The 17637-nt window shown below is 62.0% G+C and carries 21 protein-coding genes; 14 read left to right on the top strand and 7 right to left on the bottom strand.

What is annotated here, in order from left to right:
- A partial coding sequence (locus QRN54_RS14145) for a TIGR03620 family F420-dependent LLM class oxidoreductase (protein WP_285182223.1) occupies positions 1-535 on the bottom strand: 535 nt, incomplete at its 3' end.
- Positions 536-579: 44 nt separating this feature from the next.
- Entirely contained in the window at positions 580-900 is a 321-nt protein-coding gene (locus tag QRN54_RS14140; protein WP_007729728.1) for a GYD domain-containing protein, read from the bottom strand.
- Between the two features lie 81 nt (positions 901-981).
- Between QRN54_RS14140 and QRN54_RS14135 the strand changes: the two genes are divergently transcribed.
- The 4 genes from QRN54_RS14135 to QRN54_RS14120 all read left to right on the top strand — a co-directional run bounded on the left by QRN54_RS14135 (position 982) and on the right by QRN54_RS14120 (position 3093).
- Entirely contained in the window at positions 982-1164 is a 183-nt protein-coding gene (locus QRN54_RS14135; RefSeq protein WP_003940600.1) for a hypothetical protein, read from the top strand.
- 44 nt (positions 1165-1208) lie between these two features.
- Complete coding sequence (locus QRN54_RS14130; RefSeq protein ID WP_030536491.1) at positions 1209-2024, top strand: DUF72 domain-containing protein; 816 nt, start codon at positions 1209-1211, stop codon at positions 2022-2024.
- Between the two features lie 70 nt (positions 2025-2094).
- Positions 2095-2604, top strand: coding sequence for a hypothetical protein (locus tag QRN54_RS14125; RefSeq protein WP_030536492.1), 510 nt, complete (start codon positions 2095-2097; stop codon positions 2602-2604).
- Between the two features lie 33 nt (positions 2605-2637).
- Positions 2638-3093 (top strand): PPOX class F420-dependent oxidoreductase, encoded by a 456-nt coding sequence (locus QRN54_RS14120; protein ID WP_058038281.1) that lies wholly within the window; start codon positions 2638-2640, stop codon positions 3091-3093.
- Positions 3094-3095: 2 nt separating this feature from the next.
- On the opposite strand, the gene QRN54_RS14115 is transcribed toward QRN54_RS14120, so the two are convergent.
- On the bottom strand, positions 3096-3539 hold the full coding sequence (locus tag QRN54_RS14115) for a winged helix-turn-helix transcriptional regulator (RefSeq protein ID WP_030536494.1): 444 nt from the start codon (positions 3537-3539) through the stop codon (positions 3096-3098).
- Between the two features lie 117 nt (positions 3540-3656).
- Here QRN54_RS14115 and QRN54_RS14110 point away from each other — a divergent pair, with 117 nt between their 5' ends.
- Positions 3657-4061 (top strand): PaaI family thioesterase, encoded by a 405-nt coding sequence (locus QRN54_RS14110; protein WP_003940256.1) that lies wholly within the window; start codon positions 3657-3659, stop codon positions 4059-4061.
- Between the two features lies 1 nt (position 4062).
- Here QRN54_RS14110 and QRN54_RS14105 read toward each other — a convergent pair whose 3' ends face one another.
- Positions 4063-4578 carry a MarR family winged helix-turn-helix transcriptional regulator gene (locus tag QRN54_RS14105; RefSeq protein ID WP_003940222.1) on the bottom strand — a complete coding sequence of 172 codons (516 nt, stop codon included), beginning with the start codon at positions 4576-4578 and terminating at the stop codon, positions 4063-4065.
- Between the two features lie 58 nt (positions 4579-4636).
- Between QRN54_RS14105 and QRN54_RS14100 the strand changes: the two genes are divergently transcribed.
- Together QRN54_RS14100 and QRN54_RS14095 are read left to right on the top strand one after the other, a co-directional pair.
- Positions 4637-6070: an FUSC family protein gene (locus QRN54_RS14100; RefSeq protein ID WP_058038280.1), complete on the top strand. Its 1434-nt coding sequence runs from the start codon at positions 4637-4639 to the stop codon at positions 6068-6070.
- Positions 6071-6128: 58 nt separating this feature from the next.
- Positions 6129-6728 carry a TetR/AcrR family transcriptional regulator gene (locus QRN54_RS14095; RefSeq protein ID WP_285182218.1) on the top strand — a complete coding sequence of 200 codons (600 nt, stop codon included), beginning with the start codon at positions 6129-6131 and terminating at the stop codon, positions 6726-6728.
- Positions 6729-6749: 21 nt separating this feature from the next.
- Here the strand turns inward: QRN54_RS14095 and QRN54_RS14090 are convergent, their stop codons facing one another.
- Complete coding sequence (locus QRN54_RS14090; RefSeq protein ID WP_007729713.1) at positions 6750-7190, bottom strand: VOC family protein; 441 nt, start codon at positions 7188-7190, stop codon at positions 6750-6752.
- A 174-nt stretch (positions 7191-7364) separates the two neighbouring features.
- Between QRN54_RS14090 and QRN54_RS14085 the strand changes: the two genes are divergently transcribed.
- Positions 7365-8528 (top strand): alpha/beta hydrolase family protein, encoded by a 1164-nt coding sequence (locus tag QRN54_RS14085; protein WP_007729711.1) that lies wholly within the window; start codon positions 7365-7367, stop codon positions 8526-8528.
- A gap of 62 nt (positions 8529-8590) precedes the next feature.
- Here QRN54_RS14085 and QRN54_RS14080 read toward each other — a convergent pair whose 3' ends face one another.
- A complete protein-coding gene (locus QRN54_RS14080) occupies positions 8591-9322 on the bottom strand; it encodes a TetR/AcrR family transcriptional regulator (protein WP_285182217.1) in 732 nt (243 codons plus the stop codon).
- A gap of 146 nt (positions 9323-9468) precedes the next feature.
- On the opposite strand from QRN54_RS14080, the gene QRN54_RS14075 reads away from it, so the two are divergent.
- From QRN54_RS14075 to QRN54_RS14050, 6 genes are read left to right on the top strand one after another with little or no spacing between them, the layout of a single operon-like run.
- Positions 9469-10491: an ABC transporter substrate-binding protein gene (locus QRN54_RS14075; protein ID WP_064112404.1), complete on the top strand. Its 1023-nt coding sequence runs from the start codon at positions 9469-9471 to the stop codon at positions 10489-10491.
- Positions 10488-12050 (top strand): multicopper oxidase family protein, encoded by a 1563-nt coding sequence (locus QRN54_RS14070; RefSeq protein WP_285182216.1) that lies wholly within the window; start codon positions 10488-10490, stop codon positions 12048-12050. The genes QRN54_RS14075 and QRN54_RS14070 overlap by 4 nt, the downstream gene beginning before the upstream one ends.
- A 10-nt stretch (positions 12051-12060) precedes the next feature.
- A complete protein-coding gene (locus tag QRN54_RS14065; protein WP_003940254.1) occupies positions 12061-12408 on the top strand; it encodes a plastocyanin/azurin family copper-binding protein in 348 nt (115 codons plus the stop codon).
- The gene (locus QRN54_RS14060) at positions 12405-14219 is read left to right on the top strand and encodes an ABC transporter ATP-binding protein (RefSeq protein ID WP_225320158.1); all 1815 of its coding nucleotides are present in this window, start codon (positions 12405-12407) and stop codon (positions 14217-14219) included. Before QRN54_RS14065 ends, QRN54_RS14060 begins: the two co-directional genes overlap by 4 nt.
- Positions 14216-15949, top strand: coding sequence for an ABC transporter ATP-binding protein (locus QRN54_RS14055; RefSeq protein WP_285182214.1), 1734 nt, complete (start codon positions 14216-14218; stop codon positions 15947-15949). The genes QRN54_RS14060 and QRN54_RS14055 overlap by 4 nt, the downstream gene beginning before the upstream one ends.
- 25 nt (positions 15950-15974) lie before the next feature.
- Complete coding sequence (locus QRN54_RS14050) at positions 15975-16664, top strand: SanA/YdcF family protein (RefSeq protein WP_285182212.1); 690 nt, start codon at positions 15975-15977, stop codon at positions 16662-16664.
- Positions 16665-16759: 95 nt separating this feature from the next.
- Here QRN54_RS14050 and QRN54_RS14045 read toward each other — a convergent pair whose 3' ends face one another.
- Positions 16760-17596: a hypothetical protein gene (locus QRN54_RS14045; protein WP_042447112.1), complete on the bottom strand. Its 837-nt coding sequence runs from the start codon at positions 17594-17596 to the stop codon at positions 16760-16762.
- Positions 17597-17637: the final 41 nt, after the last annotated feature.

Genomic DNA, 17637 nt, shown 5'->3' with positions numbered 1-17637 from the left:
GCTCGGGGGCCAGGATCTTCGAAGGGCCGAGGATTTCGCGAGCTTCGGCCGTGTGTTCGGGGGTGGTCAGGTACGGATGCGCGCCGGCGGCGCGAGCGGCGGACAGTTTCAACACCTTCGGCCCCAGTGCGGCGAGGACGCGCCGCGCTTCCGGGACCTGGGCCGCGTCGAGTTCGTCGAGGTACGACACGAGCGAGGCGTACGGCTTGGTGTAGTCGCCGGTAGCCTCCGGATGTCCGACGCCTACGCCGAGCAGGAATCGCCCCGGGTGCGCGGCTTCGAGTCGGTGATAGGACTCCGCCACCTCAGCCGCAGGTGAGGACCAGATGTTGACGATTCCGGTTGCCACGGTGATGTGCTCGGTCGCGTCGAGAAGTTTCTCGGCGATCCGTAGATCGGCGCGTGGGGAGCCGCCGATCCAGATGGTGCCGAAACCGAGTTTCTCGATCGCAGTTCCCAGCTCGGGCGGCAAACCAGCCGCTCCTCGCCAGATTCCGTAGGTTCCCAGGTCAGGTGTTTTCGTAGTCTCCGTCACAGCGGGTGCAACTCGGCTGCTGCCGGGATCTATTCCTTCCGTCGTCATTTGCCCGGCGCGCGGTAGTCGGTCGGTCGCTTGACTGCCTCGTCGATCTGCTCCGGCGTGAGCAGTGTGATCGACTCCGAGCGTGCTGCACCTGCCGCAGCCGTGCGAATGCTCAATGCGGCTGCCGCGACGTCGTCCGGCAGGTTGCCGATCACGAACATGTCGTGACCGCCCAGTGCGAAGTGGCAGGATTCGACAGTGCCACCGATGCTTTCGACCATTCGCGTTATCGCGTCGCGCCGCGCAGTGCCTCCCTCCTGCTGCAGACCGGCGGCGCCGGAGGGTGAGTACGTCACTTGCCAGAGGTATTTCGGCATTTCCACTCCTAGCTCGGGATGGGTACTTCGATCGTGTACCCGTAGGGCGCTCGGTGGCAATGGGTAGGGGACAATCACGGCATGGTTGGAACTCCGGTGATCGTGACTATCGTGTCCGTGTGTGTAGGTTTTGTGATCTTCATGCTCGCTGCCAGTGGTGCACGCGGAAAGTGGGACCGTCGCCTCGTGATCGCGTTGTTCATCGGTGCGGTGGTGTGCCTGACCGTCGTACCGGTATCCGTCGCGCTCAGCGCCGGAGTTTGAAACACGGAGTGCCAAAACGCTCGAGTGCCGCTTAGTCTGAATCGATGGCAGATATTCGGGTAGGTATCTCCGGGTGGACGTATCCCGCGTGGCGCGGAGATTTCTATCCGAAAGGTCTTGCTCACCGCAAAGAATTGTCTTATGCCGCAGAGAGATTGACGTCGATTGAGATCAACGGCTCGTTCTACGCGCTGCAGAAGCCGGAAAGCTACACCAAATGGCGCAGCGAAACTCCCGAAGATTTTGTGTTCGCGATCAAGGGCGGCCGGTACATCACACACATGAAACGGCTGCTCGACGCCCGTGACGGACTCGCCAACTTCTTTGCCGCCGGAACGCTCGCCCTCGGCCCCAAGCTCGGGCCGATTCTGTGGCAACTACCTCCGACGCTGCAGTTCGAATCGCAGCGATTGGCCGACTTCTTCGACGGTCTTCCCCGTACCACGCAGGCTGCAGCCGATCTGGCAGCACAGCACGACGACAAACTCACCGAAGACCGAGTGTTCGCCCAGACCGAGAGGGACGTGCCGATTCGCTACGCGGTGGAAGCGCGGCACGCCAGCTTCGAGACCGACGAAGCCGTGGACCTGATGCGCGAGCACTCCATCGGTTTTGTCGTCGCAGACACAGCCGGCAGGTATCCCCGCATCACCACTCCTACTGCCGATTTTGTCTATGTGCGGATGCACGGGGACAAGGAACTGTATGCGAGTGGGTACACCGACGAAGCTCTGGACAAGTGGTCCAAGCGCTTTCGGGATTGGATGGACGAGGGCCTCGACGTGTACGTCTACTTCGACAACGACATGAAAGGCTTTGCGCCGCACAACGCAATGTCCTTGTTGGAGCGGCTGCGCTGACGGATCGCCTGGCCTGTCGGTGGGATGTGGAAGGCTTCCGCATGAACACGAGGACCGAGGAGATACCACGATGACGCCAGAACAGCGGACGCCAGAACAGAGCTGGCCGACGCATTGGCCGAAGGTCGCCCGTGACATCGCCGATGCCACGGCCGACGCACTCGCCGCGGTGCGGGCGGCAAATCGTGACGGACTACTCGTGGCTGTCGAGGAACTGCGCGGGCTCTCTTTCGAGCAGGTCAGCTCGGTTCACGCGGCGATCGTGCGCGAATTGCTCGAGGACACGCATCCGGACGGCTTGTCCAGCGAGGACGTGCAGGATGCGCTCACCGCCTGCGCCAAGTCCACGATCGTGTGGCTGCCGGATCTGGACGTGCAGGCGCTCGCTGCGGTCTACACCGGGGCGCTCGGGATCTCGGATCTGGAAGACGATTCGTTCCGTATCGGGCACGGCGCGTACCTGCGTTCGGCGGTTCTGGTCATCGGGAGTTTGTCGACCGGAGTGAAGAAAGCTCAGAGCGCGTACATCATTCGTGCAATCGGCGAAATCGCACGTGCTCAGACCATCGAGATGCCCTGAGCGTCAGTTCGTAAATCGAATTAGGCTGAGGTCATGTCCAAGATCGCCAGCGCAGATCGTGTGTCGTTTGCCGAACTCCTCGAGTTCATCAGGCCGCGCCATCGGGCCACGTTCGTCACGGTGAAGAAATCCGGCGAGTTGCAGATCTCTCCGGTGACGTGCGGGGTCGACGACGAGGGTCGGATCGTCATCTCCACGTACCCGGAACGGGCCAAGGCCGCGAATGTCCGCCGCACCCCGGCGGTGTCTCTGTGTGTCCACTCCGACGAGTGGAACGGCCCGTACGTCCAGGTGAACGGAACCGCGGAGTTGATCGACCTCCCGGACTCGGTGGAACCGTTGGTCGACTACTACCGATCCATCGCCGGTGATCATCCCGACTGGGACGAGTACCGCGAAGCCATGCGCAAGCAGGGTAAGAGCCTGATCCGCGTCACCGTCGACTCCTGGGGTCCGATCGCAACAGGCGGGTTTCCGCCCGGACGCTGACGCTATCGAGCAGGCGGCGAGAGTTCGACTACATGCGCGTCTTTGGCGGCCAGCGGCTCTTTGCAGTGCGCGCACACAACTTGGGCGTGCAGGATCTCACCGCAACGGTGTTCGACGACGGTTGGCGGTGGACCCGTCGTCGCAAAGGCGTCCCCCCATTCCATGAGCGCCATCAGAATGGGATAGAGCGCCTTCCCTGATTCGGTGGCGACGTATTCGTAGCGCGGTGGATGGTCTTCGTAGCGTCGCTTCGCGAGGACGTCGGCGTCGACAAGGGTGCGTAGACGCGCGGCGAGGATGTCGCGGCTCGCACCCGTGCCCGCGGCGATCTCGTCGAACCGTCGTTGCCCGAGGGCGATTTCTCTGAGCACCAACAGTGACCACTTCTCGCCGACGACCTCCAAGGCGTTGGCGATGGAGCAGTTGCGTCCTTTTGTCGCCGTCATCTCTGGGCCCCTGTTAGTTGGAAATGTTAGTTGGGAATTCCAACTTAGCACTTGACGGCATGTATTCGAGGGCGGAAGGTAGGTCGAGAAATCCAACGGAGCAGATGAGGGGTCGTCATGACGGAATTGAATCTCGAGGCAGCAAGCGGATTTGTCAGCGCTGCCGGATTGCAACTGGACGAGGTGTCCGGCACGAAGGTTGTCGGGCACATCGATCTGTCCGAGGAGCATCACACGCCGTGGGGCGTAGTCCACGGCGGTGTCTACACGACCGCCGTCGAGTCCGCCGCGAGCATCGGGGCCAGCACTGCAGTGGCGGACCGTGGCGAATTTGCCGTCGGAGTGCACAACGGAACGGATTTCCTGCGGGCGCGTACGGGTGGGCGCGTGGACGTCGTGGCTGTGCCGATACAGCAGGGCCGGGTTCAGCAGTTGTGGTCGGTGGTCATCACCGATCCGGAATCGGGCAAAGAGGTGGCGCGCGGTCAGGTGCGTTTGCAGAACGTGCCGCTGCCGAAGTAGGTCAGTCCCAGATCCCCGAGTCGATGTTGAGTGAGATGCGTTTGAGCAGTGCCGTCAGTTGGGCACGTTCGTCCTCGTCGAGTCCGGTGAGTACTTGACGGTCTCGCTCGACGCGTCGGGGAAACTCTGCCTCGACCAATGCGCGACCGGCATCGGTGAGTTGAAGCAGAACCACTCGTCCGTCGTGTTCGAAGCGCTGACGCTCGACAAAGCCCAGCTTGGCCAGGCGGTCTGCGTGTTTTGTGGTGGCGGCGCCGCTGACCATCGTGACGGCGGTGACTTCGCTCGCCCGCAGGGGACGGTCACTGCGAGCAAGTGCACTCATCACGTCGAATTCGGCGCGAGAGACCCCGCTGGACGCCAGTGCGCGGTCGAGCTGGTGAAGAGACTGCGCGTTGATGCGGGCGATCCGGCCCATCACCTCGACGGGAGCAGTGTCGAACTCGGGGTAGGCGCGCTTCCATTCGCGACGGACTTTGTCGATGAAGTCGTCTTCGGATCTGTTCGCCGCGCCCATGTCCCTATCTTAGCGACAGAATTCACATTACTTCACAAGTAATTTACTAGTGAAATAAATGTATGCTGATTGGGTGAGCCGAACCGAAACCGCAGCCAGGACGCCCAGCCGTCTCACTCATTCGAGTGAAGCCATTGCACATACCGTCTCCGGGGCGACGTGGCGAGCGGCTTTTCGCGTCGGATCTGCCGACGCGACCATCGCCCCCGCGATCAGGGTCGGGCTCGCCACCGCCGTAGTCCTCGTGGTCGGCGGACTGCTCGGGCATCGGGAATTGGCCGGCTTCGCGGCCTTGGGCGCGCTGTGCGCCGCGTTCGGCAGGTACGAGCCGTATCCACGGTTGGCCGGCAAGCTGGCAATGGTGGGTGCTGCACTGGTGGTTTCGATTGCCTTCGGCGGCGCCATGGGTGTCGCGGGCGTTCCGATGTGGTTGCAGATCGGCATCCTCTCTTTGCTTGCGGGTGCGTCGTACTGCTTCATGTCGGGCTTCCGGATCACCGGACCAGGGCCCGTCATCCTCGTCTTCGCGGCGACCGGTGCAGCCGGATATGCCTCCAGCGTTGATGATTTGGCGCGGTTGGTCACTGCCGGTGCGCTCGGAGTTCTGGTCGGTTGGGCGGCCGCGATGCTCCCAGCGCTCGTACTGCCGATGGGACCTGCCCGCCTGGCAGTTGCCCGTGCAGTTTCTGCGGTGGGGCGTCTCGAACAGTCCGGCGCAGGCGGAGTGGAACCGGCGCTCGGATCGATTGCCAACGCCCGCTTGGTTATTGCGTCGAGTGGCCGGATCAAGTCGACCGTCGATCACGGACGCGAACTGGTGGCGGTGCTCGACGAAGCAGAAGCGGCAGTTCAGGAGTGGCAGTTGCACGGCGACGCCACCCTGATTCGCAGCATTGCTCGGCACGAGAAGGAGCTTCGGAAGCTCAAGCGTTCCAGCATGATCGAACACGATCTCGCACCGGCAAAGAACCTGGCCGCGCCCGAAGGCTATTTTCTCGAAGGATTGAATCGGCTGTATTCGCGCCCGGTGCGGATGAATGCTCTCCGCATCGTGGCAGCGTCGGCTCTGGCCGGTTGGCTCGCGGCGGGAGCCGGGTTGGAGCATCCGCTCTGGGCGTCGATGGGTGCCATCGCCGCGATGCAGGGGCTGAACTACAAGCAGACCGTCCAGCGTGGGATTCAGCGGTTGGTGGGAAATGTCGGTGGCGCCGTCGTCGCTGCTGCTCTCATCGCATTGACGCTCGGCTACTGGCAAGCGGTTGCCGTGGTCGTGATTCTGCAGACTGCTGCTGAGCTGCTCGTGATCAAGAACTATGCACTGACATCACTGGCCGTCACCCCGATGGCACTGCTCCTCATCGGTTTCAGTGCTCCGATCGGGACCGAAGCGGCAGTGGCTCGCGTCGCGGACACTCTCATCGGCGTGGTGATCGGTGTTGTCGTCGCCGCTGTGACGATCAGTCGATCGGATCGCCACCACGTCACCGTGTAACCGGTACTGCCGTGTTTCCGGTACTGCTGTGTTTCCGGTACTGCGTAGGCTCCTGCAGGTGGAGGACAGCACGCCGGTCGACGGCCGGAAACTGCGTTACCAGCATCGCCGTGCCGAATTGCTCGAGCAGGTAACCGCGTACGTCACGGCGAACGGCGTCGGTGAACTGTCCATGCGGCCATTGGCCAAGGATCTGGGGATCAGTCATGCGACACTCATCCATCATTTCGGTTCGAAGGAACAACTGCTCACTGAAGTAGTTGCCACCCTGCGAGACAGCTCTTCTCTCGACATCTCTTCCGGGACCGACATCGTCGAGATGTTGACGAGTTACTGGAATGGGCGCACATCAGCGGAATCGTTGCCGAACTTTCGCTTGATGTTCGAGATCTACGGACAGGCGTTGTTGCATCCGGAGCGGTATCGCGAGTTTCTCGACCATGTGGTGGGGGACTGGTTGGGTGGTTTGGCGGAAGCTGCGCTCGCGCACGGATGTCCACCCGATCGCGCTGATCGCTACGCGACGATCGTGTTGGCGCAGATTCGCGGGTTGACGCTCGATCTGGTGACCACCGGTGACCGCGTCAGAATCGACGCGGCGTTCGCCGAATTCGCGGCTGCGATGGGCGCTCTGGCCGGCTCCTGGAAGGCGATCTGACGCTCCGAATGCCGTGACGCTTCAGGCGATCTGCTCGAACAGGGACACGATGATCCCTTCAGGCCCCCGGACGTAGGCCATGCGCACGCTGTTCTCGTACTCGCCGATCCCGCCGATGAGTCCGTAACCGTCCGCAGCCACCGCGTCGACCGCAACCTGGAGATCGCCCACCTCGAAAGACACGTTGCGTATCCCGATCTCGTTGGCCATCGGAGCAGGCGATCCGGGTACGTGCTCGGGCGTGACGAAGGACGAGAGCTCGAGCCGTGATCCTTCGCCCGGCGGGCGCAGCATGGCGATTTCGCACTTGGCTCCAGGGATACCGCAGACGGTTTCCACGAACTCACCCTCCACGGATCCGGTGCCCTCCACCTCGAGACCCAGACCGACGAAGAATGCCGTCGCTGATTCGAGGTCCGCGACGGTGATGCCGATGTGGTCGAAACGCTGTACGTGTGCCATGGACACATCCTCCTACTGTTTTTTCGTGCGGTTCGATGCTAGGTCGGAGTTGGGGCCGGAATCTCGACATATACGTTTCACGAAGCTGCAAGATTTTGCTTGACCGATCGGTTAAACAAAATCTACGATAACGTCCAACGAGGTCGCCCACCGCACGAACCGGAGTCGTCAGACGTGAAATTCCAGTCGAAGTCGTTTGCCCGCATATCCATCGCAGCCCTCTGTGCTGCAACGATCGGCTCCGCCGTTGCTGCGCCCATCGCGTCCGCACAGGCACCGAGCGCGTCGCAAGCCACTGGCACTGTGGTGTCGAGTGAGCCGCTACCGAAAGATCTGTGGATTCCGGGTACCGCCGACGCCAAGCGATTCACGTACTGGACCATCGGTTCCAACGGCGGGCCTGCGCTGAGCAGTGGCGCGTACTACGTCCCGGCCGGTCCGGCACCGGAAGGCGGGTGGCCCGTCATCGCCTGGGCGCACGGCACCACGGGACTCGACGATTCCTGTGCCCCTTCGCTGGTCGGTCCTGGCCTGCCCGAGCGTGACTACCCCTACCTGGGGCGTTGGCTCTCCGAGGGCTACGCCGTCGTCGCCACCGACTACGTCGGTCTGGGTACACCAGGGCTGATGCCGTACCTCGACGGAAAGGTGGAGGCGCACAGCGTAGTCGACTCGGTCAAGGCGGCACGGGTCATCGACTCCTCGATCTCGAATCGTTGGGCAGTGGTCGGGCAGTCGCAGGGCGGCGGTGCGGCCATCACGACGGCCCGCTACGCAACCGAGTATGGAGGGGATTCGCTCGACTATCGCGGCGGGGTGGGTACCGGAGTGCCGGCCAACATCGAGTTGACCCTCCTGCCTGCCGGTCCGGGCTTCCCTCCCATCGCCCTCGGCGGCGGATTGACGTCGTACGCGCTCTACATCCTCGCGGGCTTGCGGGAAGCGCACCCCGAGATCGACTTGAATTCCTACCTGAACGACTTGGGAAGGGAAAAGGTCGACTCGGCCGAAAAGCTCTGCGCCGCAGACCTGGACGAGGCATCCAAGGATCTGGTCCTCGGTGACATCTTCTCCCGCCCGCTCAGTCAGATCCCGAACTTCCAGGGTCTGCTGAACGATTACATGGGTGTACCGACCAGTGGATACGATCGCCCCATCTTCATCGGCCAGGGCTTGCTCGACGTGGATGTCCCTGCACCGTCTGCACTTTCGCTGGTTGCAGCGTTGGTCGCCAACGGTGAACCGGTCACGTTCAAGACCTACAACACCGATCACAGCGGCGCTTTGGTCGAATCACAGGCTGACACGATTCCGTTCGTCGCGAACCTGTTCCGTTAGACATATCGAGAATCCAACTCATCCGAGGGTTGCTGTCGCACAACTGCGACAGCAACCCTCGGTCATTTCTGTGACTCCTTGATTGCGTTCAGCCGCGCCTCGAGGCCGTCGAGGACACGGTCGAGTGTGTAGCGATAGTGTTCTGCCCGTGTGGCTTCCGCAGCATCCGGTGGACCGGCGAACTTCCCGATCAGTGTCTCCATCGATGAACGAGGATCTGAGGGTCCGTCGTTACTCAGTCGTTCCAGCATCGCGCTGTGATCGGGTGAAGGCTGTCCGCTGGGAATGCGCCTGGCGTCGTTCATGGCGATCAGTGTGATTGTCGAGGTGAAGGCGACGGTGTAAGCCTGAGCGGCTTCTTCCCCGAACCCGGCGTCGATCAGCGATGCCAATCCGGCCTCCATGAGTTCCCGGCTGCGCTGGGTGGCAACTCCGTTCATCAGCAGCCACTGCGCCGCACCTGGACACTCGATCAATGCCTCTCGCATCTGCAAGAGCAGATGTGTCAGCCATTGACGCCAATCTTCTTGTGCGGATGGAACGTTCACGGCCGACACCGCACTGTCGACCACCGCAGCCGAGAGTGTGTCCCGATCTCCGACGAGTCGATAGACGACGGAGAACGACGTATCGAGTTCGCCGAGCAGCTGCCGCAGCGACCAGCCCTCGACTCCGTGCTCGCGACTGAGCCCGAACGCCACGGTCAGCACCGCGTCCGCAGTGATCCCGGTGTTGTAACTCCGGCGGCGCTGTGATTTCGCGGCGGACTTCTTGTCAGGTGATGGCGCAGTCATGGTCCGACCGAGCTTAGTGGCGTCGGATCGCGTCGCGTAGTCGACGCAAGCGATTGACGGATGAACTTAGGTGAGGTTTACTTGCCAAATCCGAGCAGTGCTCGGATTTATGCGAAGCCCCCGATTTTTCGAAGCTGAAGGACACCATGAAGTTGAAAACGCGACCCGGTTACCTATCGAGGCTGGGTGCTTCGCTGCTGGTCAGTGTCGTTGCCCTGACTGCGGCCGCCTGTAGCTCGAGTGAGGCGGGACCGACGACGGAACCTGCCGAGGGAACGCGTGTTGTGTCCCATGAATTCGGTGAAACGTCGGTTCCGGGCGACCTCGGGCGAATTGTTTCCCTCGACGAATACGCCGCACTCGGTCTCCTTGCCGTCGGCATCACCCCTGACGTGGTCTTCACGTCGTGGGGATCGGAGATCGGCCAGGACATCTTGGCGTCAGCTGGTACCGAGGTGGTCACGGTGCCGCCGCTCGGTGCACCCCCGATCGAGCAGGTACTCGCACAGGATCCCGGACTGGTCATCTTCACGTCGATGGGCGATCGGAGCTACTACGACTCCCTCGCGTCGACCGTCCCCACAGTGCCGGTCCCAGCCGTCACCACTCCGTGGCGTGAGAATCTTGCCTTCTTCGGACGCGCTTTTGATCGTCAGTCGGTTGCCGACAAGCTGACTGTCGCCTTGGAGGGCAAGATCGCTGACGTCTCTGCTCGGTCCGGTGGTGAAGCGAACACCGTGTCGGTGCTGATGAGCAGTTCTGGAATCCTTGCCACCACCACCGAGCAGGCGCCGCCGTCGTTGTTGTTGGCGGAGAGCGGCTTCGGGCGTCCGGAATCCCAGCGATCGAATGCCGCTGGAGGACTGCCGTATGCGCCCCTGTCCGACGAGGCGATCCCGGCGCAGGATGCTCGGATCATAGCCGTGTTCGACGAGGGCGTGTACGAGTTCGGCAAGGTTGCCGGTGTTCCCGGATTCTCGAGTCTTTCAGCGGTGCAGGAGAACCGAGTGGCCAAGGTCAACGGAGACATGTGGCTTGCCACTCATCCCTTCGCCACCTTCTGGATGATCGAGGACATGGATGCCATGGCTGCCGGCAATCTGACCGGCACCGGAACCGAAGATGTTGCCGCGACGCGCTATCAGGAATTCACGGCGCTGACGGCATGAGTTCGAGTGCGTTGAGTCGGCGCCTGGCTCTGCGATGGGGAGCGGTGACGCTCGGCTCTGCGGCTGTGGGTTCTGCGGCTTTGGGTTCTGTGGCATTGAGTGCGTGCAGCCGTGGTTCGGCGAACGAATCCAGTTCTGAGATTTCACCGTTCGACGACGAAGTTCGTGCTGCCGAACAGGCGAGATTTCATAGCGGGCGCACAGTCGAACGGAATCTGACAGCTGCACCGGCTCGGGTGAGTCTGGGCGCCAGAGAGGTCGACACATGGTCGTACGGTGCGGAAGCAGTTGGCCCGGAGCTTCGAATCTCCAAGGGAGACCGGCTCAACGTTCTTTTGCAGAACGACCTTCCGACGGAGACCTCGGTGCACTGGCACGGCATTGCGATCCGCAACGACATGGACGGCGTCCCGCCGGTCACCCAGGAACGAATCCAACCAGGTGCCGAGTTCACCTACGACTTCGTGGCCCCGGATCACGGAACATATTGGTACCACTCCCATTCAGGCTTGCAGGCCGATCGAGGGTTATTCGGTGCACTCGTGGTCGAGGACCCGAACGACCGGACCGGAGCCGACGAGGACGTCGTCATCGTGATCGACGACTGGCTCGACGGGCTGGGAACAACCCCGGATGCAGTGCTTCGCGCATTGTCACCGGACGTGCAGGGAGGACACCACGGGCACGGCGGCACTCCACCGGAAGTCGATGGTGCAGAGATTGATTCTGCCGCAGGACTTCTCGGCAGTGGTCACGGAAATTCCAAGGCGCTCGGTGGAATGGCAACGCACATCACGTATCCACTGCATCTGATCAACGGACGGCCTGTGGAAGATCCCTTCGTCGTCAGTGCGACGGCCGGAACTCGGCTTCGATTGCGGGTGATCAATGCCGGGGCGGAGACTCCGTACCGTTTCTCGGTCGCCGGGCACGAGATGACCGTTGTCAGTGCTGACGGGCAGGACGTTGCCTACACAGCCGGAGACGAGATTCTGATCGCACCCGCGCAGCGATACGACGTATTGGTGACGGTGCAGTCCGGCTCGTGGCCCATCGCCGCGAAGGTGGAAGGGAAGTCAGGTGGCGTCGCGTGCCTGCTTCGGACGCCGGATTCGGTAGCGGTCGTCGACCTGACTTCGCCTGCAGTGCTGTCAGGTTCCGGCGGTCGGCTCGTTCTGGAATCGGAGCTTCGCCCGTCAGGAGCGCTGGAGCAGAGGGCACCGGATCGTGCGTATTCGGTGGATCTCATTCAGGCCGGCGATCGATACCTCTGGGGAATGGCGGGCGCCGATGCAGGTCGGTTGAGAATGAAGCAGGGCGAGCGAATACGAATCGTCATGAACAACGACACCGACATGTGGCACCCGATGCACACCCATGGGCACACCTTCTCGGTTCCCTCCTACGGCGGGCTTCGCCGAGACACCGTGATCGTACTTCCGCGTACACAAATGGCGATCGACTTCGACGCCGACAATCCAGGACGGTGGATGTTTAAATGTCACAACGCGTACCACTTCGAGGCCGGGATGACTGCCGACCTCAACTACGTTCGATGAGGAGAGCAGAATGTCAGTTCGCACCGGATTGACCACATTGATCGCTGTTGCAGCGGTATTCACACTGACGTCGTGCGGCAACGATTCGACGGGATCTACCGAGCAAGCGCCGGTCGAGATCTCGGTGAAAAACCTTGCGTACACACCGAACTCCGTCACCGTGCACACAGGACAGACCGTCACGTGGATTTTCGAGGACCAGGGAATGCCGCACGATGTCGTGTTCGCCGAGTTGGGGATCAAGAGCGATCTCCAAGGAAGCGGAACCTACAGTCAGACCTTCGACAAAGCCGGAACGTTCACCTACACGTGCACACCACATCCGAACATGACCGGCACGATCATCGTCGAAGAGTGAGTGCGGCAATGAAAGTGAACGAGTCCGCAGCCCCGGAAGACTCGCCTGGACTCGTCGACCGAGACGCTTTGGGCAGGATGATCGCGCCGGTGAGAAATCAACTCCTCCTAGGGGCGGGTCTGTCGGCACTGTCGGTGCCGTTGCGATTCCTGCCCTACGTTGCGGTGGTCGAGATCGCGCGGGTGCTCCTGACCGGCTCGTCGTTGAACCTGGTCTGGATGTGGGCCGCAATCGGTGCAGCGGGCACAATTCTCGGTTTTGTCGTCTACAACGCAGCACTGACCGTCTGTCACACCGCCGACGCGCATTTCAAATACTCGATCCGCTCGCGTATCGCTCGGCATCTGTCCCGAGTTCCTCTGGGGTGGTTTGCAAATGGTGGCACCGGTGAAGTGAAGCAGGCGATGACGGACGACGTGAAGCGGATGCATCTTCTCGTCGCTCACCTTCCCGCCGACGTGGTACCAGCGATACTGTCGCCGATAGTGGCCCTGATCTATCTGGTGGCGATGGACTGGAAGTTCAGCCTGGTCCTGGTCGGCTACATCGGAGTGTGTCTCGCTCTCGCCGCGCCGTCGATGCGCAGAGCCTATCGAACGAACGTCGACTCCTGGAATCTTGCAATGTCGACATTGACCTCTGCGACAGTAGAACTGGGCGACGGTATCGAGGTTGTCAAGACGTACGGGAGTGGGAGTCGCGCATTCGCGCGCTACTCGAGCGCTGTCGATTCGATGGTTGCGGTGTGCGTGCGATGGATGTCGGGGATGGGAAGGCCGGTGGTCGCGATGTCGATCCTCCTCTCACCGGCGGTACTCATCGTGGTCATCACGGCGACGGGAACTGCAATGTTGTCCGGGGGTTGGATTACCCCGGTAGCTCTTGTTGCCTTTCTGGTCGTCGGAATCGGTGTTCCGTCGTCGGTTCTGCACATGGGAACGATGGCCAACCTCTACCGCGAAGGCCAACTGGGAGCGACTCACGTCGAGAGCATCCTCGGCGAACCAGAGCTGGCCGAACCTCAGGATGCAGTGCCTGCTCGCAGCACTTTGGTCGAATTCGACAGCGTCGGCTTCGAATACACCATTGGGCAGCGCGTCCTCGAGAACATCTCCTTCGAGATGCAACCGGGCACCGTGACCGCGATCGTTGGCCCCTCCGGCTCCGGAAAGACCACTTTGGCGCGTCTACTTCCGCGGTTCTGGGACGTCACGGACGGGTCTATTCGACTGGGCGGAAGTGATTTACGAGATCAGTCCAGTCGCGAACTCTTGAGATCAATGGCCATCGTCTTCCAAGATGTTGTGCTCCTGCGGGACAGCGTGCGCGAGAATATTCGGCTCGGTCGACCGGATGCAACGGATCTGGAAGTGGAGACAGCGGCGAGGCGGGCGCAGATTCACGACGTGATCATGCGACTGCCGGACGGGTATGACACCGAGATCGGTGGTGGTTCGGGCGGTGAGCTGTCGGGTGGGGAGAAGCAACGCCTGACGATCGCCCGCGCCATCCTTCAGAACCCGCCGATCGTCATCCTGGACGAGGCGACTTCGCAGGCCGATCCCCACAGTGAATCGGCCGTTCAACGCGCACTGGGCGAGATCAGTGCAGACGGCGGCACCCTGATGGTGATCGCTCATCGACTGCACACCGTCCGATACGCAGATCAGATACTCGTTCTCGACGCCGGACGGATCGTGGAAAACGGTACGCACGAACAGTTGTCGGCGCTCGGCGGAACCTACGCGCGGATGTGGGCGCTCCAGAACCCCCTCGTCGAAGACATCTCTCCGCGAAAGGCGCTGCAATGATTCGCGACCTGGACGAAATCCTCGGGCGCGGCAATGGGATGCGAGGTCAGATAGCAGGTTTCACCCTCGCTGGGATACTCGAGGGTGTCGTCTTTGCACTGATGATTCCGATCCCGAAAGCGGTGGTTCGCGGCGATTACGACGCCGCAGTGCCGTGGGTTGTCACGGCTGCTCTCGTGGCGGTGGCCTGTGGCGCCGTACGGTGGATCGCCGAGAATCGGGCGTACCGCATCGGAATCGAGGGTTTTGCCGGTGGAATCATGCATCGCCTCGGTGAGCACTTGGTGCAGGTTCCGCTCGGGTGGTTCAGCAAGGCAAACCGTGGAGCGTTCACTCGCCTGGTCACCGAGGGCACGGCTATCTTGATGAGCATCCCGGGAATGATCATCGCGCAACTCGTCACCGTCACGGTGACTCCAGCGACAGTGGCGATCGCTGTATTGTTTGTGGACTGGCGACTATCCCTCGCGATGGTCGTCTTCGTTCCACTGGGGATTCGGGCTTACCGCAACGTGCAGCGTGCGGTTGTTCCCGAATACGAGGCGATCGGCAAGAGCGAATCCGAGTTGGCATCGCGCGTCGTCGAATATGCACAGGCGCAGCAAGTTCTACGTTCGGCCGGTAAGAGCGGCGAAGGCTGGACCCGGTTGGACGAAGCTCTTGTGTCCAACCGGGACGCACACCTGCAGGAAATCGGATCGGTCGACAAGTATCTGCTGCGCTTCATGATCGTCGTTCAGGTTGCCTTTCTCACCGTCCTGGTTCTGGCGGCACTGCTGGTCACCACCGGGTCCATCGACACAGCAAGCGTGATCGTTGTTCTCGTGTTGGCCGTGAGGTTCGTGGAGCCGATGCAGATGCTCGCAGGATTCGGTGAAGGTATCTCACTGGCCCGGGTGTCGCTCGGATCTGTCCGAGAGATGATCGATGTACCGGTGCTGGCGGAACCTGAGGTGCCGAAAGAGCCTACGTCGTATGATATTCGGTTCGATTCGGTCTCCTTCGGCTACGGCCCGGATCGCGTGATTCGTAACGTGAGTCTCGAATTCCCGGACTGCTCGGTCACCGCTCTGGTCGGTCCTTCCGGTTCCGGAAAGACAACTCTGGTTCGGCTGATCTCCAGATTCTGGGACGTCGACGAAGGTGCGGTAACCATCGGGGGAGCCGATGTTCGCGAGATCGGAACGAGAGCATTGATGTCTCGGATATCGACTGTCTCACAGCAGGTTTACCTGTTCGACGGAACCATCCTGGAGAACATTCGGTTGGCGCGTCCGGATGCCACCGAGTCGGAGGTCCGTCAAGCAGTGGTGGATTCCAGACTAGGCGAAGTGATCGACCGTTTGCCGAGCGGCGAGGAGACCAGGGTAGGTGAAGGCGGATCACTGCTGTCCGGCGGTGAACGTCAGCGGGTCTCGATTGCGCGGGCATTCCTCAAGGACACTCCGATAGTTCTACTCGACGAAGCGACTTCCGCCCTCGACGGAGAGAACGAAGTCGCCATCACCGAGGCAATTCACCGATTGGCCCGTGGTCGAACGGTGGTGATCATCGCTCATCGCCTGTCGACTATTGAGGGAGCAGATCGCATCGTCTACCTCGAAGACGGTGGGGTGGAGGAGGTCGGCTCCCACGAAGACCTGATCGCGCGAGGTGGGAAGTACTCGGATTTGTGGGCCGAGCGCAGTGGCGCGGAGGGATGGAGGATCGACCGAGCGCCTAAGCGGTGAAGAAACCGTGTGGTTTGATCGACGAATGGACGAAGCCGCTGCAGATCCAGTGAAACCGCCGCGCAAGCGCCGGTGGCCTCGTTGGGTCGCAGGCATTGCGGTGCTCGGAGCGGTTGTCTACGCAGGCTCGATCGTGTGGATTTCCGTGGCGTCGGCCGGCCACACGTCGGACGCCGCCGATGCTCCCGATGCTCCGGTCGTGATCGTGCTGGGCGCGCAGATCAAGGACGGCAAGCCGATGGCTTTCCTGAAAGGGCGGCTGGACGCAGCAGTAGAACTGGTGGAAGCGGGAAAGGCTAAAGCGGTCCTGGTCTCCGGCGACGCGAACGGCGGCTCGGGTGACGAGATCGCCGCGATGACGAACTACCTGGTGGAGCAGGGAATCGATGAGCGTCGCATCGTGGGGGATCCGTACGGCCTCGACACCTACGACACCTGCTTCCGGGCCATACATACGTATGGGGTGACCAAGGCGTTGATCGTCACTCAGGGGTATCACGTGCCCCGCGCTGTTGCGTTGTGCCGAGACGTCGGCATCGACGCAGACGGTGTGAACAGAGATTGCGGGTGCGCAACTCCGACGCTGATCAAGAACGCCGCGCGGGAGTGGGTTCTTGCCAAGCCCAAGGCAGCGCTGGACATGCTCTGGAGTCGGGACGCAAAGGTGACGTCGCCGTCGGAGGACTCGGTCCAGGTGGCGCTGTCGATTCCCTGACGCGGTGTGAGTGAGCACAGTTCGTGTCGAGCGAACACACGCTCCGGGGAGTCGGAGCGTGTGTTCACTCGAGGTACAGGGTGCTAGCTCGACAGTCAGATCAGTGCTGCGGCGGCAAATGCTCCCAACGCGATCAATGCCGCGCCGGTAACGCTCTGCACGCGACGGTCCACGACGCACATGATCGAGAGGAATCCCGGCATCGAGCCACCGCGCTTGGTGTGCACGATTGCCGCGAGGCTGGGCATGCAGCGGCCAAGGGATACGACCGTGAACAGCGCCGCCCCGAGAGCCGGTGAACCCGAAGCCATGACGCCGAGTGCCAGGAGGTAGTACGCACTCGAGCGGATGAAGATCAGAAATCCCGGACCGATGATCGCGCCGAAGATCAGCGAGACCTTCCAGGGCGCCATCGTGCGGCGTAGATGGCGCGGAAGCTGTTGGCGCCGCATCGGAGTCGGCATGCTCACCGCACCCAACTCGTGCAGCCCGTATGCAACCGCGACGACGGCCCAGACGCCCAGCGCCCAGCCGACCGGCACGTACCCGGACATCGCCGCACCGAGAGCGCCGATCAATGCCCCGGTGACGGCTCCCGTCGTGACCGAACCCAGAGCGTGCCAGCCGAGTCGGCGGACGGGAGTCGAGGATCCCTTCCGATCGACTTGCTTCGGCGCCGCAACAACTCCGGCGACGGACATTCCGCAGGTCGACCAGTTCGCGGCCAGCGACGTAACCAGTCCGGCGCCGATAACAGCTGTGGTCAAAGCTGTTGTCGCAGATGGCGTGGCCACGAGTGCGAGGCCGGCACCCGCAGCGGCGCCCGCCGCGACGAGGCTGACACGGGTCGCGGTGCCGACCGAGCCTTGAAGGGTCGGCCGGATGTCAGGGACATCGGTCTGCAGTGGGCCGTGTGAGAGAACAGTAGTCATCAGATCCTCCGAAGTGTTTGTGGTTCAGGAAAAGTGTCGAG

The sequence above is a fragment of the Rhodococcus sp. MEB032 genome, from assembly GCF_030208925.1.
GTDB lineage: Bacteria > Actinomycetota > Actinomycetes > Mycobacteriales > Mycobacteriaceae > Rhodococcus_F > Rhodococcus_F qingshengii.
Note: the sequence above shows the minus strand (reverse complement) of the source record. Positions and strands in the feature narration are given on the sequence as shown.

What these genes read in the sequence shown, in the direction of transcription:
- QRN54_RS14140 (WP_007729728.1), bottom strand. Translation starts at nt 900, where the DNA reads ATGCCGAAATACCTCTGGCAAGTGACGTACTCACCCTCCGGCGCCGCC.
- QRN54_RS14135 (WP_003940600.1), top strand. Translation starts at nt 982, where the DNA reads ATGGTTGGAACTCCGGTGATCGTGACTATCGTGTCCGTGTGTGTAGGT.
- QRN54_RS14130 (WP_030536491.1), top strand. Translation starts at nt 1,209, where the DNA reads ATGGCAGATATTCGGGTAGGTATCTCCGGGTGGACGTATCCCGCGTGG.
- QRN54_RS14125 (WP_030536492.1), top strand. Translation starts at nt 2,095, where the DNA reads ATGACGCCAGAACAGCGGACGCCAGAACAGAGCTGGCCGACGCATTGG.
- QRN54_RS14120 (WP_058038281.1), top strand. Translation starts at nt 2,638, where the DNA reads ATGTCCAAGATCGCCAGCGCAGATCGTGTGTCGTTTGCCGAACTCCTC.
- QRN54_RS14115 (WP_030536494.1), bottom strand. Translation starts at nt 3,539, where the DNA reads ATGACGGCGACAAAAGGACGCAACTGCTCCATCGCCAACGCCTTGGAG.
- QRN54_RS14110 (WP_003940256.1), top strand. Translation starts at nt 3,657, where the DNA reads ATGACGGAATTGAATCTCGAGGCAGCAAGCGGATTTGTCAGCGCTGCC.
- QRN54_RS14105 (WP_003940222.1), bottom strand. Translation starts at nt 4,578, where the DNA reads ATGGGCGCGGCGAACAGATCCGAAGACGACTTCATCGACAAAGTCCGT.
- QRN54_RS14100 (WP_058038280.1), top strand. Translation starts at nt 4,637, where the DNA reads ATGTATGCTGATTGGGTGAGCCGAACCGAAACCGCAGCCAGGACGCCC.
- QRN54_RS14090 (WP_007729713.1), bottom strand. Translation starts at nt 7,190, where the DNA reads ATGGCACACGTACAGCGTTTCGACCACATCGGCATCACCGTCGCGGAC.
- QRN54_RS14080 (WP_285182217.1), bottom strand. Translation starts at nt 9,322, where the DNA reads ATGACTGCGCCATCACCTGACAAGAAGTCCGCCGCGAAATCACAGCGC.
- QRN54_RS14075 (WP_064112404.1), top strand. Translation starts at nt 9,469, where the DNA reads ATGAAGTTGAAAACGCGACCCGGTTACCTATCGAGGCTGGGTGCTTCG.
- QRN54_RS14070 (WP_285182216.1), top strand. Translation starts at nt 10,488, where the DNA reads ATGAGTTCGAGTGCGTTGAGTCGGCGCCTGGCTCTGCGATGGGGAGCG.
- QRN54_RS14065 (WP_003940254.1), top strand. Translation starts at nt 12,061, where the DNA reads ATGTCAGTTCGCACCGGATTGACCACATTGATCGCTGTTGCAGCGGTA.
- QRN54_RS14055 (WP_285182214.1), top strand. Translation starts at nt 14,216, where the DNA reads ATGATTCGCGACCTGGACGAAATCCTCGGGCGCGGCAATGGGATGCGA.
- QRN54_RS14050 (WP_285182212.1), top strand. Translation starts at nt 15,975, where the DNA reads ATGGACGAAGCCGCTGCAGATCCAGTGAAACCGCCGCGCAAGCGCCGG.
- QRN54_RS14045 (WP_042447112.1), bottom strand. Translation starts at nt 17,596, where the DNA reads ATGACTACTGTTCTCTCACACGGCCCACTGCAGACCGATGTCCCTGAC.